Genomic DNA, 20,631 nt, shown 5'->3' on the forward strand with positions numbered 1-20,631 from the left:
AGCCCGCCGCTTCGTGTCCAGGTGTACCGGGCATGTCGTGCAAAATTGCGTGGGGCGACGCCTTTGGGCCAGTTAGATATTAGAGCCTCGGCTCATCCTTCGAGGATAGGGATCATCATGCGTAAAACTCTTGCGATGACGTCGTGCCTGGGACTGTTGGCACTGGCCCCGTTTGCCCAGGCGGCAAGCAATCTGGTGTTTTGCTCCGAAGCGAGCCCGGCTGGCTTCGACGGTGCTCAATACACTTCCTCCACCGATAACGATGCATCCGAGCCGATCTACAATCGACTCACCGAATTCAAGCAAGGCGATACCACCGTGGTTCCAGCGCTGGCGACTTCCTGGGACACCTCGGAAGACGGCCTGGTCTACACGTTTCATCTGCGCGAGGGCGTGAAGTTCCACAGCAACAAGAACTTCAAGCCCAGCCGTGACTTCAACGCCGACGACGTGCTGTTCACCTTCAATCGCATGCTCAAGCCCGATCATCCGTTCCGTGTCGCTTACCCGACCGAGTTCCCCTACTTCACCGGCATGGGCCTGAACAAGAAGATCAAGTCCGTCGAGAAGACCGACCCGCTGACCGTCGTCTTCACCCTCAATACGGTCGATGCGGCATTCATCCAGAACATCGCGATGAACTTCGCCGGCATTCTCTCCGCCGAGTACGCCGAACAGCTGATGGCCAAGGGCGACGTGCGCGACATCAATCAGCAGCCTATCGGTACAGGGCCGTTCGTGTTTCAGCGCTATCAGAAGGATTCGCAGATTCGCTACAGGGGCAACAAGGAATTCTGGGACCCGAGCCGGGTGAAAATCGACCAGTTGATCTTCGCCATCGTGACCGACGCCTCCGCGCGCATGCAAAAGCTCAAGGCCAACGAATGCCAGGTCTCGGTCAACCCGCGTCCGGCGGACCTCGCCAGCCTCAAGGCAGACAAAAGCCTGCAGGTCATCGAGAAGCCAGGCTTCAACCTCGGCTACATCTCTTACAACGTGCGCCACGAACCGCTGGGCAAGCTGCAAGTCCGTCAGGCGCTGGACATGGCCGTCAACAAAAAGGCGATCATCAACGCGGTTTATCAGGGCGCGGGGCAACTGGCAGTCAACGCCATGCCACCGACCCAGTGGTCCTATGACGACAGCATCAAGGACGCCCCCTACGACCCGGAAAAAGCCAGGACCCTGTTGCGTGCCGCTGGCGTCAAGGAAGGCACGGAACTAACCCTGTGGGCCATGCCGGTTCAGCGTCCGTACAACCCCAACGCCAAACTGATGGCTGAAATGCTTCAGGCCGACTGGGCCAAGGTCGGTATCAAGGTCAAGATCGTCAGTTACGAATGGGGTGAATACCTCAAACGCACCAAAAACGGCGAGCACGATATCTCGCTGATCGGCTGGACCGGCGACAACGGTGACCCGGACAACTGGCTGGGCACGCTTTACAGCTGCGACGCGATTGGCGGCAACAACTATTCGATGTGGTGCGACAAGAAATACGACGACCTGATCAAGGACGCGGTTGCGACCACTGACCGCGTGAAGCGTACCGAACTGTACCAACGGGCGCAGCGCTACCTGAAGGAGCAGGTGCCGATCACACCGATTGCCCACTCGACCGTCAATCAGCCATTGCGCGCCGAGGTCAGGGACTTCCATGTCAGCCCGTTCGGTCGCAACAACTTTTCAGGCGTCAGCATCGTCGATTGATCGAAAACTCCGCACGCCCTCGCCGTCTTGTGTCACGGCGAGAGCGGGTACTTGCGCGTCGATACCTATAACAACGCAGGACCCAAAGTCCTGCACCACCAAAAGCCAGGCTCAAAGAACTGGCATATAAAAAAGTGATAAAGGGAGCTGCACATCGTGAAAACAACTAGCACTGCGTTATTGGCATTGTCTCTCTCGTCGTTTGGCGCACTGGTTCAGGCTGAACCGGCAAGCCAGACGTTCGTACCGACCGAGCTGAGTTCAAAGAATGCACAGGCCGACGCCAACGGTTTTATCGAAGATCAACACCTGACCGGCACGACCCGTAACTGGTACGCCAATGAACTCAAACGTCGCGGCGAAGTGTTCCGCTACAACGACAACGGCATTGCCGAGCAGACCTCGCGTCGTATCAACTGGCAGCAGGGCACCATCGTCAACTACACCTCGGGTTACACCCAGGGTGTTGTAGGTTTCTCCACCGAACTGGCGCTGTACAACGCCATTGCGCTGGACCGTGACACCGACGACTTTGCCGGCAACTCCAACCGTACCCTGGCACACAGCGACGGCGATGCAGTCGGTCAGTGGAGCAAGATGGGCCTGGGTAACGTCAAGGCGCGGGTTTCCAACACCGTACTGACCATGGGTCGCCAATCGGTGAACACCCCGGTCATCGCCTTCATCGGCAACCGCGCACTGCCCTCCAGCTTCCAGGGTGTTGCCGTACAGAGCGACGAGCTGAATAACCTGTCCTTTCAAGCCGGTAGTTTCGACCGCGTATCGCCACGTATGGAGCAGAGCCTGGACAAGTTCCGCTCCGAGTACGGTGATCGCAGCCAGACCGCGGACCGTCTGGACATGTTCGGCGCTGACTACAAGCCGACCGACAGCCTGACAACCAGCTTTTACGCATCGAATCTGGAAGATTTCTGGCACCAGTACTACTTCGGTTTCACCCACGAACTGGGTGACAGCAAGGCGCTGGCGCTCAGCACCAACCTGAACTACTACAAGACCAAGGACTCCGGTCAAAGCAAACAGGGCCCTATCGACAACGATACCTACAGCCTGTCCTTCACCGGTACACACAATGCTCACAGCATCAGCCTTGCCTATCAGCAAGTATCTGGCGATGAGTACTTCGACTATGCGCACGACACCAACGCGATCTTCCTGGCCAACTCCCTGCTCTCGGACTTCAACGGCCCGAACGAGAAATCCCTGCAGATCGCCTACGTACTGAACATGGCCGAATACGGCGTGCCGGGTCTGAAATTCAACATCTACCAGGCTCGTGGCTGGGACATCGACGGCACCAAATACAAAGGCAACGTCTACGGCGACGTCCAGACCATCAATGGCGTTCGGACACCGAGCGGCGTAAACGCAATGGACGGCGAGACTCACTACGAATACGGTATCGGTACGTCGTACTCCGTGCAGTCCGGCCCGCTCAAGGCTACTGCCATCCGCGCCACTTACACCACCCACCGCGCCAGCGAGAATCAGGCTGATGGCAACATCAACGAATTCCGTCTGGTGACCACCGTTCCGTTCAACATTCTTTAAGCGGTCCCGTAGCCGCGGCTGACACAGGGTCAGTCACGGCTTCTTCGATCAACAAGGAGGCTTCTATTGAAACTGCTATCGCTCCGCGCGTCGATTGCCATTGCGCTGCTTAGCGCCGCCGCAACCGTTTCGGCCAAACCGCTGGTGGTCTGCACCGAAGCGAGCCCTGAAGGTTTCGATATCGTGCAGTACACGACCGCCGTCACGGCAGATGCCTCGGCCGAAACCATTCTTGAACGTCTGGTAGCGTTCACCCCAGGCACCACTGATACCGTACCGGGCCTGGCTGAAAGCTGGGACATCAGCCCCGACGGTCTGACGTACACTTTCAAACTGCGAAAGGGCGTCAAATTCCAGACCACCGACTACTTCAAGCCCACCCGCGAAATGAATGCCGATGACGTGGTCTGGAGCTTCAAGCGCCAGTTGGACCCCAAGCATCCGTGGCACGCACTTTCGCTGGTCGGCTACCCCTATTTTGAAAGCATGGGCTTCCAGAACTTGCTCAAGGACGTCGAAAAAGTTGACGACTCCACCGTCAAGTTCACCCTTGCGCATCCCGAGTCGCCATTCCTGCGTGATCTGGCGATGCCGTTCACCTCGATCTATTCCGCCGAATACGCCGACCAGTTGCTCAAGAGCAACAAGACCGCCGAACTCAACAGCAAACCGATTGGCACCGGCCCGTTCATCCTGACTCGCTATGCCAAGGATGCCCAAGTCCGCTATAAAGCCAACCCGAATTACTGGAAAGGCAAAGTGCCGAGTGAAGCACTGATCTTTGCCATCACTCTGGACAACAACACACGCCTGCAAAAGCTCAAGGCGAATGAATGTCAGGTTGCGCTTTACCCAAAACCTGACGATATTGCCAACATCAAGGCTGACCCCAATCTCAAGATCGACGAGATGGAGTCCATGATGACCAGCTACCTGGCCATGAACACCTCGCACAAATACCTGAGCGATGTGCGCGTGCGGCAGGCGATCAATCTGGCCTTCGACAAGAAATCGTACATCAGGGCACTGTTTGGCGAAGGCAAGGCCACTGAGGGTGTAGGCCCGTATCCACCGACCATGATGGGTTACGACACCGCTAGCAAGAGCCCCGCATACGATCCTGACAAGGCCCGTGCGCTGCTCAAGGAAGCCGGCGTACCTGAGGGTCAGGTATTCACCCTGTTTGCTCGAAATGGCGGCGCGGTGACCAACCCGAACCCGATGGTAGGCGCACAGATGCTTCAGTCGGACATGGCCAAGGTCGGGATCAAGATAGACATTCGCATCATGGAATGGGGCGAAATGCTCAAGCGCGCCAAAAATGGCGAACACGACATGGTTTTTGCCGGATGGGCTGGCGACAATGGCGACCCGGATAACTTCCTCACGCCCAACCTGAGCTGTGACGCGGCCAAAAATGGCGAGAACTATGCCCGCTGGTGCAACAACGCGTTCGAGGACGCAATCACTCAAGCACGAAAAATAACCGAACCGGCGGAACGTGCCGCCCTCTATAAGCAGGCTCAACAAGTGTTCAATCAAGAACAGCCCTGGATCAGCCTGGCTTACCCGAAACTTTTCGTTGCAATGCGCAAAGATGTCGAAGGCTTTAAAATAAGCCCTTTGACCAATAACAACTTCGCCACTACCCAGGTGAAGTAGAAAAATAATCCGGCGAGCTCATAACCCGAGACTCGCCGGAGCACGCCTAACCGGCTGATGAGGTACACACCAAGATGTTTAGTTTTATCGCCCGCCGAGTGGGGTTGCTGATACCCACTTTCTTCGGCATCACCTTATTGACCTTCGCCCTGATTCGTCTGATTCCGGGCGATCCGGTCGAAGTCATGATGGGTGAGCGCCGTGTCGATCCGGAAATGCACGCTCAGGCCATGGAGCGTCTGGGTCTGAACAAACCCCTCTACGCCCAGTACATCGATTACATCGGCAAGCTCGCCCAGGGCGACCTCGGTGAATCGCTGCGTACGCGCACCAGTGTCTGGTCCGAATTCACTTCGCTGTTCCCGGCAACCCTGGAGTTGTCGCTGGCGGCGCTGATTTTCGCGGGTATTCTCGGCCTGCTGGCCGGGGTGATCGCCGCACTCAAGCGAGGGTCCCTGTTCGACCATGGGGTCATGGGGATTTCCCTCGCCGGTTATTCCATGCCGATCTTCTGGTGGGGCCTGATCCTCATCATGTTCTTCTCGGTAACGCTGGGCTGGACCCCGGTTTCCGGGCGCATCGACCTGCTGTACGACATTCCGCCGGTCACCGGCTTCATGCTGATCGACACGCTGCTCAGTGACGAACAGGGTTCGTTCCTCGATGCCCTGCACCACATGATTCTGCCGGCCATCGTACTGGGCACCATCCCGCTCGCGGTGATCGCCCGGATGACTCGCTCGTCGATGCTCGAAGTGCTGCGTGAAGACTACGTGCGTACCGCCAGAGCCAAAGGCCTGTCGCCTGCCCGTGTGGTATTCGTTCATGGCCTGCGCAATGCGCTGATTCCGGTACTGACCGTGTTCGGTCTGCAAATCGGTACCTTGCTGGCCGGTGCGGTACTGACCGAAACGATCTTCTCCTGGCCGGGTATCGGCAAGTGGTTGATCGAAGCCATTGGCGCCCGGGACTACCCGGTCGTGCAAAACGGCATTCTGCTGATCGCCTGTCTGGTGATCCTGGTCAATTTCGTGGTGGATATCCTCTACGGCTTTGCCAACCCACGCATTCGTCACCAGCGCTGAGATCATCGATATGAGCACCCCTACTCCTGCGGTAGCAGTCGATCAAAGCCTGCTTTACCCATCCCCGTACAAAGAATTCTGGCAAGCCTTCTCGAAAAACAAAGGCGCGGTTGCCGGCCTGCTGTTCATGATCCTGATCGTGTTCTGCGCCCTGTTCGCGCCCTGGGTTGCACCCCATGACCCGAGCGAGCAATACCGCGACTTCCTGCTGACGCCTCCGGTGTGGCTCGAAGGCGGCCAATGGCAATTCATCCTCGGTACCGACGAACTGGGCCGCGATCTGCTGTCACGTCTGATCCAGGGTTCGCGCCTGTCGCTGCTGATCGGTCTGGCATCGGTGGTCATGTCGCTGATCCCCGGCATTCTGCTGGGCCTGCTGGCGGGCTTCTTCCCTCGCGTGCTCGGCCCTTCGGTGATGCGCCTGATGGACATCATGCTCGCCCTGCCTTCGCTGCTGCTGGCTGTGGCCATCGTGGCGATCCTCGGCCCAGGCCTGATCAATACCGTAATCGCCATCGCCATCGTGTCGCTGCCTTCCTATGTTCGTCTGACCCGCGCTGCGGTGATGGGCGAGCTGAACCGCGACTACGTGACGGCTGCCCGTCTGGCTGGCGCCACACTGCCACGCCTGATGTTCATCACCGTGCTGCCCAACTGCATGGCACCGCTGATCGTTCAGGCGACCCTGAGCTTCTCGTCGGCGATTCTCGATGCCGCAGCGCTGGGCTTCCTGGGTCTGGGCGTACAGCCACCGACGCCTGAGTGGGGCACCATGCTCGCCTCGGCGCGCGACTACATCGAACGTGCCTGGTGGGTCGTGAGCCTGCCCGGTCTGACCATTTTGCTCAGCGTGCTGGCAATCAACCTGATGGGCGACGGTCTGCGCGATGCGCTGGACCCGAAACTCAAGAACGCCGCCTGAGGAGATTCGCATGTCACTTCTTGAAATCAAGAATCTCAACGTCCGCTTCGGCGACGCCAAGGCCGTACCTGTTGTGGACGGCCTGTCCCTGAGCGTCGAAAAGGGAGAAGTACTGGCCATCGTCGGCGAATCGGGTTCCGGTAAATCGGTGACCATGATGGCGCTGATGGGGCTGATCGACTCCCCCGGCATCATCACCGCCGACGCGCTCAATTTCGACGGCAACGACCTGCTCAAGCTCAACTCGCGGCAGCGTCGACGCATCATCGGCAAAGACCTGGCGATGGTCTTTCAGGACCCGATGACCGCTCTGAACCCCAGCTATACCGTGGGTTTCCAGATCGAGGAAGTGCTGCGCCAGCACCTGAACATGTCGGGCAAGGCCGCACGCCAGCGTGCACTGGAACTGCTGGAAAAGGTCGAGATCCCTGGCGCCGCTGCGCGCCTGAATGCCTACCCGCACCAACTGTCCGGTGGCATGAGCCAGCGTGTGGCGATTGCCATGGCGATTGCCGGCGAACCGAAACTGCTGATCGCCGACGAACCGACTACCGCGCTGGACGTGACCATCCAGGCGCAGATCATGGAGCTGCTGCTGAGCCTGCAAAAAGAGCAGGACATGGCACTGGTGCTGATCACTCACGACCTGGCTGTCGTGGCCGAAACCGCCCAGCGAGTCTGCGTGATGTACGCCGGTCAGGCCGTCGAAGTCGGTCAGGTGCCTGGGCTGTTCGATGTCCCTGCCCACCCGTACAGCGAAGCCTTGCTGGCCGCCATTCCCGAGCACAGCATGGGCGCCGAGCGCCTCGCCACGCTGCCGGGCATGGTCCCGGGCCGCTATGACCGTCCACAGGGTTGCCTGCTGTCTCCGCGCTGCCCGTACGTACGCGACAACTGCCGTACCGAACGCCCTGCCCTTGATCCCAAGGCGCACAGCCTGGCGCGCTGCTTCTATCCCTTGAATCAGGAGGTGGCGTAATGAGCGTCGTACTGACCGCCCGCGACCTTACCCGTCACTACGAAGTTTCCCGCGGCCTGTTCAAGGGCTCGGCGCTGGTGCGTGCGCTTAACGGGGTGTCCTTTGAACTGGAAGCCGGCAAGACTCTGGCTGTGGTCGGCGAGTCCGGCTGTGGCAAATCGACACTGGCGCGCGCGCTGACACTGATTGAAGAGCCGTCATCCGGCTCGCTCAAAATCGCCGGTCAGGAAGTTGCCGGGGCCAGCAAGGCCGAGCGCAAGCAGTTGCGCAAGGACGTGCAGATGGTCTTCCAGAGCCCTTATGCCTCGCTCAACCCAAGGCAGAAAGTCGGGGATCAGCTCGGCGAGCCGCTGCTGATCAACACCAATCTGTCGGCCGCCGAACGCCGCGAGAAAGTGCAGGCGATGATGGCCCAGGTCGGTTTGCGCCCTGAGCACTATCAGCGCTACCCGCACATGTTCTCCGGCGGTCAGCGTCAGCGTATCGCGCTGGCCAGGGCAATGATGCTGCAGCCCAAAGTGCTGGTAGCGGACGAGCCGACTTCAGCGCTGGACGTATCGATTCAGGCCCAGGTACTGAACCTGTTCATGGACCTGCAGCAGGAATTCAACACCGCCTATGTGTTCATCTCCCACAACCTGTCGGTGGTGCGTCATGTCGCCGATACGGTATTGGTGATGTACCTGGGCCGGCCTGCGGAAATGGGTCCCAAGGAAGAGATCTACAACCGTCCGCTGCACCCGTACACGCAGGCGCTGCTGTCGGCGACCCCGACCATCCACCCGGACCCGCTCAAGCCGAAGATCAAGATCGTCGGCGAGCTGCCCAATCCGCTCAACCCGCCAAGCGGCTGCGCCTTCCACAAGCGCTGCCCCTATGCGACCGAGCGTTGTGCAGCCGAAGTGCCGGAGCTGCGTCTGGTGGATAACCGCCAGGTGGCGTGCCATTACGCCGAGCAATTCGTAGCGGCGTAGCTGGAAGCTACAAGCTACAAGCTACAAGCTACAAGCTACAAGCTACAAGCTACAAGCTACAAGCTACAAGACTATCGTGCCCACGCTCCAGCGTGGGCACGCAGTTCTGGACGCTCTGCGTCCGATCTTCGCTAGTCAATACACGTCCCGCCGATAACGCCCTTCCTCGATCAGTTCCCTGACTGCCTGCTCGCCCAGCACCTCGTTCAGCACCTGATCCACGCCCGCCGCCATACCCAGCAAGCTTCCACAGATGTAAATCGCTGCACCGTTGTCGAGCCATAGACGCAGTTCATCGGCCGCCTCGCGCAAGCGATCCTGCACGTAGATCTTTTCTGCCTGATCCCGGGAAAAAGCCAGGTCCAGACGCGTCAGATGGCCAGCCTGCAACCAGCTCTGCAGTTCAGCACCGCAATGGAAGTCATGCGCGCGGTTACGTTCGCCGAACAACAACCAGTTGCGCACTCGCCCTTGAGCGATACGCGCCTTGAGCAGGCTGCGCAAACCGGCCAGCCCCGTGCCATTGCCCAGCAGGATCAATGGCAGCGGCTCGGCAGGCAGATGAAAGCTGCTGTTGCGGCGTAAACGCAGGCTGACGGCACCGCCCAGGGCACAGTGTTCGGTAAGCCATCCCGAGCCCAGCCCCAGGCTGCCGTCGGCATGCACTTCCTGGCGCACGATGAGCTGCAGACAGCCGTCCTCTGGAATCGAGGCAATCGAGTATTCGCGTACGGAGACCGGCACCAGCGCATCGATCAACGCCTGCGCATGCAGCCCCACCAGATGCGCACGGTTCTGCGGTAGCTGGCGGCTTGCCAGCGCCTGCGCGAGCGGCTCCTGCAAACCATCCACGCTGACCAATGCATCCGGATCGACACCCAGCCCGGCGAGAAACGGCTCGATGACCCGCAGCGTGTGACGCGGCATCACCTCGACCAGATCCCCCGCCTGCCAGTGCGCCGAGGTAGGTGGCGTCAAGTCCAGCAGATAGACCTTCGAACCACTGCTGCCAGCGTTCAATAGCGCGCGCCGAGTCAGCGTCCAGTTCTCGAAAACCGGTGCCTGCCAGTGCGCTGCAGGCGCGCAACCGGTCACCTGCCCCAATTGCTGCTGCCAGTGTTGCAGGGCTGCAGGATCGGCGCTGTCGACTTCAACGGGCGGGAACAGGCTGCGTCCGCCCAGCTCGGTCAACCAGCCGTGCAAACGATGGGCAAAGCCGCAAAAATGCGGGTACTGCCGGTCGCCCAGCGCCAGAACGGCATAATCGAGCTGGTTCAGTGAAAGCGGACTACCCAGCAGCTTGCGCTCGAAACGTCGGGCACTGTCCGGCGCCTCCCCGTCACCAAAGGTACTGACAACGAACAGGGCATTACGGCTTCGGCATAGTTCTTCTTCGCTCAGATCGCCCAGCCGCTTCACGCGTACCGACAATCCCGAAGCCTGCAACTGGCCGGCGGTCTGCCAGGCCAATTGCTCGGCGAAACCGCTTTGACTGGCGAAACAGACGAGCCAGGACGCTTCATCGTCGTGATCACCACCCTGAACATCGCCGCGTGCACGCTCGATACCGCGCTTCTTGCGACGTCGATCCAGGTACAGCAACCAGCCAGTAATAAAGAACAGCGGCATCAGCAACGATGCGCCGGTCATGATGATTCGCCCGACGAGCCCGAAGTAACTGCCGACGTGCAGCGCGTAATTGCTGGCCAGTAATTGCGCACCGAAACTGCGTTCGGCATAGCGTACAACCGAGCTGACCTGACCATTGGCCGGATCAAGGGTGATGGTGTTCAGCGCACGCGGGTGCGGAGAATCCTTGAGCAGGTAAAACACGGTGGCAGGCTGACCGCCTGCAGCAGGCAGGCGCAGGTTATAAGCCCGCAAGTCCGGCCCTGCGGTCTTCCGGATACTGTCCCAGACCGCCACGTAATCGACCACCAGCGGCAATCTTCCGGCAGCCTTGGCTGGGGCAGCGATGCCCTCCTCGAGCGGCGGATCCCCGATCAGTTTATTCAGGCCGTTGCTCACCCAGTCATATGACCAGGTGAGCCCCGTGATGGCGAACAACAGGTAGAACAACAAGCACCAGGTGCCGAAGATCGAATGCAGGTCCCAGTTAAAACTGCGCCCCTTCTTCGCCCAGTCAACCGTCAGCCAGACCCGCCAGTTCCGCACTGCGCGAGGCCAGCGCAGGTACAGTCCGGACAGGCAAAAGAACACCAGAATCAGCGTACACGCCGCCGTGACCTGCTTGCCCGCCTCGCCCACGGCCAGATAACGGTGCAGCTTCAGGACAAAGTCGAAAAACCCTTCCCCCACCGCATTGCCTTTCAGCTCGCCGGTGTAGGGATCGAAATTGCGCTTGGGGCCTCGACGCTCGCCCGCTTTGGGCGTGAAGAAGACCTGAGCGACACGATTGCCGGTGGTTTCGACACGCAGAATAGCGACCGTCAGGCCGGTCGCAGCTTCCAGCCTGCGCACCAGTTCGACGGGCGGCAGCGTGGCACCGCGCGACTCGACCAACAGCACATTCGGATTCAGCGCATCGAGAATTTCGTCCTCGAACGAATACAGCGCACCGGTCAGCCCCATGAGGGTCAACACCAGACCTGCCGTGATCCCGAAGAACCAGTGCAGTTGAAACAGGACTTTCTTCAACGCCGACGCTCCCCCCTCTGCGGGCTGCGGCGCGCATTATGCTCCAACCGCGACACATTCTCATCTTTAAATCGAGGCAACGCGGGTTTCCCTGTCCAGTCGCGCCGCTGACGAGTAAAAACATCCTTATAAAGAACATTAAATCTACCCCTATACCACCTCCATTTAAAAAGGCAGTTGCCCACGACGGCTGACTGCAAATAGTCAGGTGTCTTACATCTTTAAACCATGTTTCTGCTTTGACGCCCTCCGCCCTGAAACTCTAATCTTTTTCAGCACGAGAACATTAACTCGTGGAGGGGATCAATTTCTGTTCTCCCAGTGGAAATAAGGACATATCCATGCACCCAATGTTTTATGACGTCGTGAAGGCAGAACCTTTATCCGGTGACCTCAAGGCGGATGAGGCGATAAAAACGGCCGAACTGTTCGGTACGATGTCGTCTGCCACTAACAAGCAGGTCACCCGTGCACCCGGTCTGATTCTGACCAAAGAGCAGATTATCAACCTCAAGAAATATGAATTGGCGGGCCTCGCTCTGCCCATTGAACTGGACGATGTCATTGTTTATCTCGGCTATTCAAAAGGTGCCGGTGTCGGGCTTGAACCTGAAGACTTTCTGAAAAGTTTCAACCTTATCCACCGGCATGCACGTCGCTGGAGTCCTCTGCGCACCGACCTTCTGGGCATAGGCAGCAAACTGAAAGTCTTCGCAGGCAAGATGCTCGTGTACGGCCAAAGCATGGAGGAGATCAACGACGACATCCGGACCGGGAAAATCGTTGACCATTATCAGATCAAGACACTGGAGGATGTTAAACGCTTGACCCTTGAACTGGGCAAGGACTTCCCGGGCATCGCGCTGGATGAAAACGATAAGGAGATCACCAAGGAAATAGGCTACCACCTCACCGATATACTGGACCTGATCACCGCCAATCTGGCCGATGCCCAAACCATCAAGAAGGAGCTGGATCAGTTCGGCCTGGACCTGTCGCTGCATGTCGGGCCCGAGATACAACGCAAGATGGTTGCCATCGACAACAGCTCACTGCCAGCCGACGTGGCGAAGCTGACCCTGGATATCGAGCAGCGCGCAAAGGACATCGATGAAAAGAACAAGGAATACAAGGCGACGGTACAACAATCGTTGAATTCGGTCAGTAGCTTGAACATTGCGGGTCTGGCACTGGGCATTTACTTTGGCGTCGAGGCTGAGAATGCCAGGTACGCGCGCAATGAATTAATCGCACAACAAGCCGCCGACATAGACACCTTGCAAGACAAGAACAATATTCTGGGCTCATTGAGCAGGGTAAAGTTTAATTTGCAGAACCTGGCGACGATTGTGGTCGATGCCGACGTGGCCACTAAAAACCTGATTACCGTATGGAACAAGCTTTTTCTGTTCATTGAGGCGTCTGTGGGATCGGCGTCCGAGATAAACGACGCCTTGTCCTTAAGGCAATTTATGAATCACTTCAGACAAGTCGTTCAACCCTGGAAGACCATCGAAGATGACTCGGACGCCTTGCTTAATGTGTTCAAGGAAGCCGATGAAGAATATAAACGGATTTATGGATAACTCGACAATGAAAAATACGCTCACGCTCAATGACACCGCCTTCTCGGCTCAAGCACCTGACCGCGCCGCCATGACTCGCAGCCTGCAACTCATGCGTAACAATCTGGTAAAGGCAGACCTGCTGTTTGCCAAGACCCAGTACCTGCCCAACCTTTATGAAAAGCTCACGCGCCTGAACATCCTGGCCGTCACTGAACAGCAGCGCCTCGGAGAACACGCTGAACGGCTGATCATTGATATCGAGTCGAAGACCACCCTGCTGAGGCAGTACGCTCAACCCTCCGCTATTCCCATAGATGCCGAGGATCTGGAAGATATTGACGCTCAGTGTCAGCGCCTTGTGAACAATGTCACTGCAACGGCCGATCAACTGGCCAATGCTGTGAGTGGACTGACGCAAGGTATCGATCGACAGCAGACCGCTGAGTTTGTACAGAGTCTGGAAGGTGACATGGCAAAAGTCGGCATCGAACTCGATGTTTCACACACCAGCCTGGCGAAGTTGAAAGACGAGCGTCAAGTGCTGAGCAGCGCTATCGACGCCCTGGAAAGCAAGGGGCTGGCGAGTATTGCCAAGGACACCTTGATCACTGCGGAGAAGGTGCTCGGCCTGGGAATGCAGCCCCCGCAACTCGCCGTGATCATGCTGGCGCTCGAGCAAATGAAGGCGACCCTGGAAAAGGGTGCAGCGGGAATCAACCTCATCGCGATGATCAAACGCCGTGATGGTTTTCGCGAGCGCATCAATGCCCTGTCCCAGCAATTGGCAAGCCTGGACAAGGACAAAATGGGGTTCGCACAGCGCATTGAACTGCTTGAATGCTTCAACGCTTTTGACGAGCAACGGGCCGCTTATGTCGAGCAATACCAGAAAATCAAAAACGCGCTGGACAGCTTTCTGGACGTCAACACCACGGGTACATCCGATGACAGCCAACGCAGCATGCGCCTGATCGAGTCGGGCCGACAGTTGATCGGCTACTTGAGCCGCATTCGCTGATAGCAGCGTAGCTCGGGTTGCAAGGGGAATGGCCTGTACGCCCGTTGCAACCCGCGTTTATACACCTGCCGTTCGACAGCAGCCAAAAAGTCATCAACTCTCGAGGGGCCAGCATGACAGAACAACTCTTGTACCAAAGCGACTTCAAGGACCTCACCACTTACCTGCAGGTCTTGCAGAGGCTTCCGGAATTGACCCGCTCTTTCAAGGTCCATCTTGATCAGGTGCCGCTGGCCGGACGCAGCGCCGACCCCATTCCCGAACTACGCAATGTGCTTGACAGGGCCTACAAGGACTTATCTGTCTGGTCAACGCTTATGCCCAAGTTGATGGCGATGCACAGACGACTTGACGCCCTGACGGCAGAACTCACGCAGTTTTCCGGAAATGCAACGCAGCACCAGAAGCTGGCCGTGCAACTGAGGGGCTCCGCAGGCGATCGGCTGATAGCGTTCGAGAACGAGTTCGATAACGAGGAACAGACCGTACAGAAACTGACCCAGGGTATCTGCACCATTCTGCCGCGACTTATTGACTTCCTGAACGACGCTATCTCTCGCTATAGCCGCAAGTTCGGACTGAAGCCGGGCAACCCTCTCCGGGAAAATCTGGCAAACGCCCTGCCGCTGTCATTCGGTGCACCGGATGCGATCGACGCGCAAGAACGACTGTTTCGTGCACAAGGTTATGCGTACCGAGCGTCAGGGTGGTACACCCGCGCTTACACGGCCGCCAGTAATCTGGGTGCCTACCTGTCGCGAATGTGGGAACTGCTCTGGGCCTGTGTGGGCAGCATTATCGGCGTACGTAAAGCCGACACACCTTCGCGTGACCGCCTGGCATCAGGGCTGCTACTGGTCAACGTGCGGGAAATCCAGCGTCTTTCCAAAGGGTTCGACACTGGGCAGGAGCTGACTGCCTGACCCCGGATGAAACGCAAAAAAAACCCGCGATCACTCGCGGGTTTTTATATCAGGACAGCGCTTACAGGTAGAACGACTTCAGCGGCGGGAAGCCATTGAATTCCACTGCGCTGTAACTGGTGGTGTAGGCACCGGTGGACAACCAGTACATGCGGTCACCGATGGCCAGGTTGAGGGGCAGACCGTACTTGTAGTTTTCGTACATGATGTCGGCGCTGTCGCAGGTAGGACCGGCGATGACCACTTCTTCCATTTCGCCTTTCTTTTCGGTCCAGATCGGAAACTTGATGGCTTCGTCCATGGTTTCGATCAGGCCGGAGAACTTGCCCACATCGGTGTATACCCAACGCTCGACCGCGGTACGCGACTTGCGGGCAACCAGTACCACTTCGCTGACCAGAATACCGGCGTTGGAGATCAACGAACGGCCTGGCTCGAGAATGATTTCCGGCAGGTCATCACCGAAGTCTTCCTTCAGGAAGCGGATGATCTCTTCAGCGTAGGTTTCCAGGCTGTTGGTGCGGGTGATGTAGTTGGCCGGGAAGCCGCCACCCATGTTGATCAGCTTGAGAACGATGCCGTCTTCTTCTTTCAGACGCTCGAAGATCACTTTGACCTTGGCGATGGCAGCATCCCAGACGCTGATGTCGCGCTGCTGCGAGCCGACGTGGAACGAGATGCCGTAAGGCACCAGACCCAGATCGCGGGCAAGAATCAGCAGGTCCATGGCCATGTCGGTCTGGCAGCCGAATTTGCGCGACAGAGGCCAGTCGGCGGTGGTCGACCCTTCGGTCAGGATGCGCACATAGACTTTCGCGCCCGGTGCAGCCTTGGCAATGTTGCGCAGGTCGGCTTCGGAGTCGGTGGCGAACAGACGCACGCCCTTCTCGTAGAAGTAACGAATGTCCTTGGATTTCTTGATGGTGTTGCCGTAGCTCATGCGCTCCGGACCAACGCCGCAGCTCAGGACCTTGTCCAGCTCGTAGATCGAGGCGATGTCGAAGCTCGAACCCTTTTCCTTGAGCAGATTGATGACTTCAACGGCAGGGTTGGCCTTGACCGCGTAGTAAACCTTGGCGAATTCGAAGCCCGCACGCAGGTCGTCATATGCCTTGCTGATGATGTCAGTATCAATGACCACGAACGGGGTTTCTTGCTTGTCAGCGAACGCCTTCATTTTCTTGAAGGTTTCGGCTGAGTAGTAGTCTTCGACATTGATCGGCATGCTGCTGGAACTCCTATTGGCAAACGGTATTGGTCAATGGGTACAAATGAACGCCCTCCGTATCCCCACTTTGGTTCGCCTACTTCCCAAGGCATGTCGCCGAAAGCAAAAAGGCCCTGAAGGGCTGCCTTCCTGGCCTTGCTGTCTCGTCGTCAGTACTTGAGCCGGATGGATCGTTTCCAGCATGGACGTTCGGCGCGAACTTTAGGACCTGAGGGGCCGGATATCAACAAAAAATGTCGCGTTTTTGCACAGGGCTCTCGAGTTGCCTTCCCAAGGACCTGTTTAACCGACCTGCATGACAGGCAGATGTTCCCCGCACGGATAACCCGCGGCTGAAAGGGAATGGCTGGATAGGTCGGGTTTGCCAATAAAAACAAGGATCAGCACTGGGCGCGCCGGGCAAGCACAGCGATTACCGATAGCAAAGGCGGCTGACGAATCAGGAAGGAGGCGCTGAATAAAAGATTCAGGAGATAACGCGTCGTTCGCGGGGAAAAGGTACAGAAACAGTGTAAGCCCGGTACCTCGCAGGCACCGGGCTTACATTGCGAGACTTACACCTGTGCTTCGGCTGCAACGTCCGCAGGCGAAACAATGCTGGTCTTCATGCCACGCGAACGGCCCGAGCTCAGATACGCCGCAATGGACTCTTGCGTCACTTCACCCAGGAACACGTTCTCGGCGTCCAGCACCGGCAGCCAGGCGCGGTTGAACTCGTACATGCGCGACAGCAGGATACGCAAGTGCTCGTCGTAAGCGGCAGTGGCGTTGAATTCACGCAGGAACTGCGCGCACGTGCCCTGCTGGCGATGCAGGTCACGACGACGCACATAGCCCATCGCCTTGTTCTCGCTATCGGTGACAACGATGTAGCGACGGTCGTTTTCGTCCATCACTTCCAGTGCGTCGGCAACCGGAGTTTCCGGGCTGACCGACGGCGCGTTGTCGGCGGCGTCTTCGGCCTTGACCAGCAGCAGGCGCTTGAGGGTGCTGTCCTGACCGACGAAGCTACTGACGAAGTCGTCAGCCGGATGCGCGAGCAGGGTGTCCGGATGATCGATCTGCAGCAGTTTACCGCCACGGAAAATCGCGATCTTGTCGCCCAGCTTGATGGCTTCGTCGATGTCGTGGCTGACCATGATCACGGTCTTGTTCAGCGCGCGCTGCATCTCGAAGAACTCGTTCTGGATCATCTCGCGGTTGATCGGGTCGACCGCGCCGAACGGTTCATCCATCAACAGCAACGGCGCGTCGGCGGCCAGCGCACGGATCACGCCGATGCGCTGCTGCTGACCACCGGACAGTTCACGCGGGTAGCGATGCAGGTACTGCTTGGGCTCCAGCTTGATCATGCTCATCAGCTCGCGAGCACGATCATGGCAACGCTGCTTGTCCCAGCCGAGCAGCTTGGGCACGACCACGATGTTTTCTTCGATGGTCATGTTCGGGAACAGACCGATCTGCTGAATCACGTAGCCGATGTTGCGACGCAGGGTCACTTCGTCCAGGCCCGTGGTGTCTTCGCCATTGATCAGCACTTTGCCGGAGGTCGGCATGATCAGGCGGTTGATCATTTTCAGCGTGGTGCTCTTGCCGCAGCCCGACGGGCCGAGGAAGACGCAGATTTCGCCTTCGTTGACCGTGAGGCTGACCGAATCGACAGCCTTCACTTCTTTGCCGTTGCTCTGGAAAGTCTTGGAGAGGTTCTGGAGTTCGATCATTTCAGTAATCCTTTTGGAGTCAGCGTGCGTTGCAGCCATTGCAGGAGCAGGTCGGCGATGATGGCCAGAATGCTGACCAGGACCGCGCCGACGATCAGCATCGACATATCGCTGCGGCTGATTGAAGCGAGAATGAGTACACCCAGACCACCGGCGCCGATGGTCGCGGCGATGGTCATGACACCGATATTCATCACCACGGCAGTGCGCACACCGGCGAGGATCACAGGCACGGCGATGGGCAGTTCGACCATGCGCAGACGCTGGCCGAAGGTCATGCCGATGCCTTTGGCGGCTTCGCGAATACCCGGTTCTACCCCGGTCAGCGCCAGATAGGTGTTACGCATGATCGGCAGCAGCGAGTAGAGGAACACCGCGGTAATCGCCGGCATCGGGCCAAGGCCCTGGCCGAATTTGGAATAGAACGGCAGCAGCAGGCCGAACAGAGCAATCGACGGCACGGTCAGCAGCACCGTGGCGCTGGCCTGCAAGGGGCCCGCCAGCGCTGGAAAACGCGTCATCAACACGCCCAGCGGCACACCGACGACAATCGCCAGGGTCACGGCGATGCCGACCAGCGTGATGTGCTGCCAGGTCAGTTGCAGGACCTGTGCCCAGTCCAGATGGGAGAAGGCGCTCAAGAAGCTCATATCGTCTCCTTCCTTAGTTCAATGGATGCTGGCGCAGAAAATCTGCGGCAACAACGGATGGGCTTTCATGGCCGACGTCGACGCGAGCGTTGAGGTCGATCATGGTCTGGTTGTCCAGCAGGTCAGCCAGCGGCTTGAGCAGCGTGGCGATGTCCGGATGCTTATCCAGATATTCCTGACGGATCACCGGCGCCGCGGTGTAGTCCGGGAAGTAGTGCTTGTCGTCTTCCAGCACTTTCAGTTTGAACGCATTCAGACGACCGTCGGTGGTGTACACCAGACCGGCAAAAACCTGACCGTTGCGCAACGCGGTGTAGACCAGCCCGGCGTCCATCTGCCGGGTGTTTTCACGACCGAGATTCATGTCGTAGTGCTTGACCATGCCGATCAGCCCGTCGGAACGGTTGGCAAACTCGGTGTCCAGCGCTACGACATGACCCTCTTTGGCTTCGTCCTTGAGCACTATGGTCAGGTCGGTCATGGTGTTGACCTGCGGGTACTTGTCAGCCACTTTTTGCGGCAGTGCCAGCGCGTAGGTGTTGTTGAACTTCGACGGAGAAAGCCAGACCAGGCCTTTCTTCGCATCCACTTCTTTCACCCGCGCATAGGTCTGGGCGCTGTCGAGTTTTTCATCGATATGGTTGTAGGCCACCAGCGACACACCGGTGTATTCCCACAGCAGATCCAGCTGACCGCTTTCCTGAGCGCTGCGCGCCAGATTGCTGCCAAGACCGCCGGTAATCTGCACGTCGTAGTTCTTGGTCCGCAGGTATTGCGCAGTCAGTTCGGCAAGCATGGTCTGTTCGGTGAACACCCGTGCGCCGACACGTAACAGCGGCTTTTCCGCAGCCTGGGCCAATGCCGGAAACAGCAAGGCAAAGCCTAAAAACAAGCATATTCTTTTCATGAGGATTCCTTCGCTCAGCGAGCCAGTCCGCGTTCCAGCCAAAGACGACTGGCCAGTGTCACCAGACCATCGAGCAGCAGCGCCAGCAGAGCGGTACACGCCGCACCCAGCACCAGTTGCGGCTGGTTGTTCAAGGCAATGCCCGGGAAAATCAGGCTGCCAAGGCTGTTGGCACCGATGAGAAACGCCAGCGGCGCGGTCCCGACATTGATCGCCAGCGCGACACGCACACCGCCGATAATGATCGGTACGGCATTGGGCAACTCGACACGCCACAGCACCTGGCGCGGGGTCATGCCGATACCGACGGCAGCTTCCTTGAGTGAACCCTGGACGTTTTTCAGGCCCTCGTAGGTGTTACGCACGATAGGCAACAGAGAGGCGAGGAACAGCGCGAAGATCGCCGGCCCGCTGCCGATCCCGAGAATCCCGAGGGCAATGGCCAGAACGGCGAGAGGAGGAACGGTGTTACCAATGTTGAATATCTGCATGAAGCGTTCGGCGCGGCCAACCATGCTTGGTCGGCTGAGGGCAATGCCTGCAGGGATGCCGACCACAAGGGCCGCCAACATCGAAACCAGAACCAGAATCAGGTGAGCCTGAAGGTAGAACAGCAGGTCATCCTGGTATTGCTTGATAGTACTGATGCCGATCCAGTGGATCAGCAGGGCCAGGAGTGCGATCGCAACCGCACCTCCCAATAGCCCCTTGCCATAGCGATTTGCCACAGGCGGACTCCTTATTTCAGTCGGCGAACGCGTTGACCTGGACGTCCGGAAAGGACGCCGGCAATAACGTTCGCGAAGAGCAGCGGGTGGGTCGCCGGTAAGGGTTTAACCTCGGCGAAAACACAAGCCATAAGCGCAGCTTCGTCAAACCAACATGCTGATGAATCAGCCCCTTGCGTTGGCTTCGTTGCGAGCCTTGACGGGGGAGTGGACGTCTCCACGACCTGAAAGGTTCCCACACGAGACATTATCTGGCCATCGTTTATTGTCTGAACGGTTCGGTTATTGCCGCGAGTTGAGCTATAATCTGCGCCCTTTTTCAATCC

At 58.2% G+C, this 20,631-nt stretch carries 16 protein-coding genes; 10 read left to right on the top strand and 6 right to left on the bottom strand.

Translation table 11 applies throughout. The features are described 5' to 3' along the window. Positions 1–117: 117 nt before the first annotated feature. From KUIN1_RS22190 to KUIN1_RS22220, 7 genes are all read left to right on the top strand, one after another. Positions 118–1,710 (top strand): ABC transporter substrate-binding protein, encoded by a 1,593-nt coding sequence (locus KUIN1_RS22190; RefSeq protein WP_116886873.1) that lies wholly within the window; start codon positions 118–120, stop codon positions 1,708–1,710. Between the two features lie 156 nt (positions 1,711–1,866). After that, entirely contained in the window at positions 1,867–3,282 is a 1,416-nt protein-coding gene (locus KUIN1_RS22195) for an OprD family porin (RefSeq protein WP_024640036.1), read from the top strand. A 66-nt stretch (positions 3,283–3,348) separates the two neighbouring features. Continuing rightward, positions 3,349–4,944, top strand: coding sequence for an ABC transporter substrate-binding protein (locus KUIN1_RS22200; RefSeq protein ID WP_024642524.1), 1,596 nt, complete (start codon positions 3,349–3,351; stop codon positions 4,942–4,944). Between the two features lie 74 nt (positions 4,945–5,018). Then, on the top strand, positions 5,019–6,029 hold the full coding sequence (locus KUIN1_RS22205) for an ABC transporter permease subunit (RefSeq protein ID WP_003400038.1): 1,011 nt from the start codon (positions 5,019–5,021) through the stop codon (positions 6,027–6,029). Between the two features lie 10 nt (positions 6,030–6,039). After that, positions 6,040–6,951 carry an ABC transporter permease subunit gene (locus KUIN1_RS22210; RefSeq protein WP_002555194.1) on the top strand — a complete coding sequence of 304 codons (912 nt, stop codon included), beginning with the start codon at positions 6,040–6,042 and terminating at the stop codon, positions 6,949–6,951. Between the two features lie 10 nt (positions 6,952–6,961). After that, the gene (locus KUIN1_RS22215) at positions 6,962–7,930 is read left to right on the top strand and encodes an ABC transporter ATP-binding protein (RefSeq protein ID WP_010436785.1); all 969 of its coding nucleotides are present in this window, start codon (positions 6,962–6,964) and stop codon (positions 7,928–7,930) included. Then, positions 7,930–8,904, top strand: a complete 975-nt coding sequence (locus KUIN1_RS22220) for a peptide ABC transporter ATP-binding protein (RefSeq protein WP_003400031.1) — start codon at positions 7,930–7,932, stop codon at positions 8,902–8,904. The genes KUIN1_RS22215 and KUIN1_RS22220 overlap by 1 nt, the downstream gene beginning before the upstream one ends. A 135-nt stretch (positions 8,905–9,039) precedes the next feature. On the opposite strand, the gene KUIN1_RS22225 is transcribed toward KUIN1_RS22220, so the two are convergent. After that, positions 9,040–11,562, bottom strand: a complete 2,523-nt coding sequence (locus KUIN1_RS22225; protein ID WP_011268915.1) for a PepSY domain-containing protein — start codon at positions 11,560–11,562, stop codon at positions 9,040–9,042. A gap of 341 nt (positions 11,563–11,903) precedes the next feature. Here KUIN1_RS22225 and KUIN1_RS22230 point away from each other — a divergent pair, with 341 nt between their 5' ends. The 3 genes from KUIN1_RS22230 (at position 11,904) to KUIN1_RS22240 (ending at position 15,071) form a co-directional block, all read left to right on the top strand. Then, entirely contained in the window at positions 11,904–13,148 is a 1,245-nt protein-coding gene (locus KUIN1_RS22230) for an alpha-xenorhabdolysin family binary toxin subunit A (protein WP_003400026.1), read from the top strand. A gap of 7 nt (positions 13,149–13,155) precedes the next feature. After that, positions 13,156–14,148 carry an alpha-xenorhabdolysin family binary toxin subunit B gene (locus tag KUIN1_RS22235; protein WP_003400023.1) on the top strand — a complete coding sequence of 331 codons (993 nt, stop codon included), beginning with the start codon at positions 13,156–13,158 and terminating at the stop codon, positions 14,146–14,148. Between the two features lie 113 nt (positions 14,149–14,261). Next, positions 14,262–15,071 (top strand): hypothetical protein, encoded by an 810-nt coding sequence (locus KUIN1_RS22240; protein WP_003400020.1) that lies wholly within the window; start codon positions 14,262–14,264, stop codon positions 15,069–15,071. 61 nt (positions 15,072–15,132) lie between these two features. Here KUIN1_RS22240 and KUIN1_RS22245 read toward each other — a convergent pair whose 3' ends face one another. The 5 genes from KUIN1_RS22245 to KUIN1_RS22265 all read right to left on the bottom strand — a co-directional run bounded on the left by KUIN1_RS22245 (position 15,133) and on the right by KUIN1_RS22265 (position 20,305). Continuing rightward, positions 15,133–16,296 carry a type III PLP-dependent enzyme gene (locus KUIN1_RS22245; RefSeq protein WP_003368674.1) on the bottom strand — a complete coding sequence of 388 codons (1,164 nt, stop codon included), beginning with the start codon at positions 16,294–16,296 and terminating at the stop codon, positions 15,133–15,135. A 557-nt stretch (positions 16,297–16,853) separates the two neighbouring features. Next, positions 16,854–18,020 (bottom strand): osmoprotectant ABC transporter ATP-binding protein OsmV, encoded by a 1,167-nt coding sequence (locus tag KUIN1_RS22250; RefSeq protein ID WP_024642528.1) that lies wholly within the window; start codon positions 18,018–18,020, stop codon positions 16,854–16,856. Continuing rightward, the gene (locus tag KUIN1_RS22255; RefSeq protein WP_003400010.1) at positions 18,017–18,670 is read right to left on the bottom strand and encodes an ABC transporter permease; all 654 of its coding nucleotides are present in this window, start codon (positions 18,668–18,670) and stop codon (positions 18,017–18,019) included. Before KUIN1_RS22255 ends, KUIN1_RS22250 begins: the two co-directional genes overlap by 4 nt. A 13-nt stretch (positions 18,671–18,683) precedes the next feature. Beyond that, positions 18,684–19,577: a glycine betaine ABC transporter substrate-binding protein gene (locus KUIN1_RS22260; RefSeq protein WP_103713601.1), complete on the bottom strand. Its 894-nt coding sequence runs from the start codon at positions 19,575–19,577 to the stop codon at positions 18,684–18,686. A 14-nt stretch (positions 19,578–19,591) separates the two neighbouring features. Continuing rightward, complete coding sequence (locus KUIN1_RS22265) at positions 19,592–20,305, bottom strand: ABC transporter permease (protein ID WP_024640031.1); 714 nt, start codon at positions 20,303–20,305, stop codon at positions 19,592–19,594. Positions 20,306–20,631 lie beyond the last annotated feature (326 nt).

Source organism: Pseudomonas sp. KUIN-1 (assembly GCF_009176725.1).
GTDB lineage: Bacteria > Pseudomonadota > Gammaproteobacteria > Pseudomonadales > Pseudomonadaceae > Aquipseudomonas > Aquipseudomonas fragariae.

Bases quoted from the DNA above. Each gene is read 5' to 3' on its own strand.
- KUIN1_RS22190 (WP_116886873.1), top strand. From the start codon at position 118: ATGCGTAAAACTCTTGCGATGACGTCGTGCCTGGGACTGTTGGCACTG.
- KUIN1_RS22205 (WP_003400038.1), top strand. From the start codon at position 5,019: ATGTTTAGTTTTATCGCCCGCCGAGTGGGGTTGCTGATACCCACTTTC.
- KUIN1_RS22210 (WP_002555194.1), top strand. From the start codon at position 6,040: ATGAGCACCCCTACTCCTGCGGTAGCAGTCGATCAAAGCCTGCTTTAC.
- KUIN1_RS22215 (WP_010436785.1), top strand. From the start codon at position 6,962: ATGTCACTTCTTGAAATCAAGAATCTCAACGTCCGCTTCGGCGACGCC.
- KUIN1_RS22220 (WP_003400031.1), top strand. From the start codon at position 7,930: ATGAGCGTCGTACTGACCGCCCGCGACCTTACCCGTCACTACGAAGTT.
- KUIN1_RS22230 (WP_003400026.1), top strand. From the start codon at position 11,904: ATGCACCCAATGTTTTATGACGTCGTGAAGGCAGAACCTTTATCCGGT.
- KUIN1_RS22235 (WP_003400023.1), top strand. From the start codon at position 13,156: ATGAAAAATACGCTCACGCTCAATGACACCGCCTTCTCGGCTCAAGCA.
- KUIN1_RS22240 (WP_003400020.1), top strand. From the start codon at position 14,262: ATGACAGAACAACTCTTGTACCAAAGCGACTTCAAGGACCTCACCACT.
- KUIN1_RS22245 (WP_003368674.1), bottom strand. From the start codon at position 16,296: ATGCCGATCAATGTCGAAGACTACTACTCAGCCGAAACCTTCAAGAAA.
- KUIN1_RS22250 (WP_024642528.1), bottom strand. From the start codon at position 18,020: ATGATCGAACTCCAGAACCTCTCCAAGACTTTCCAGAGCAACGGCAAA.
- KUIN1_RS22255 (WP_003400010.1), bottom strand. From the start codon at position 18,670: ATGAGCTTCTTGAGCGCCTTCTCCCATCTGGACTGGGCACAGGTCCTG.
- KUIN1_RS22260 (WP_103713601.1), bottom strand. From the start codon at position 19,577: ATGAAAAGAATATGCTTGTTTTTAGGCTTTGCCTTGCTGTTTCCGGCA.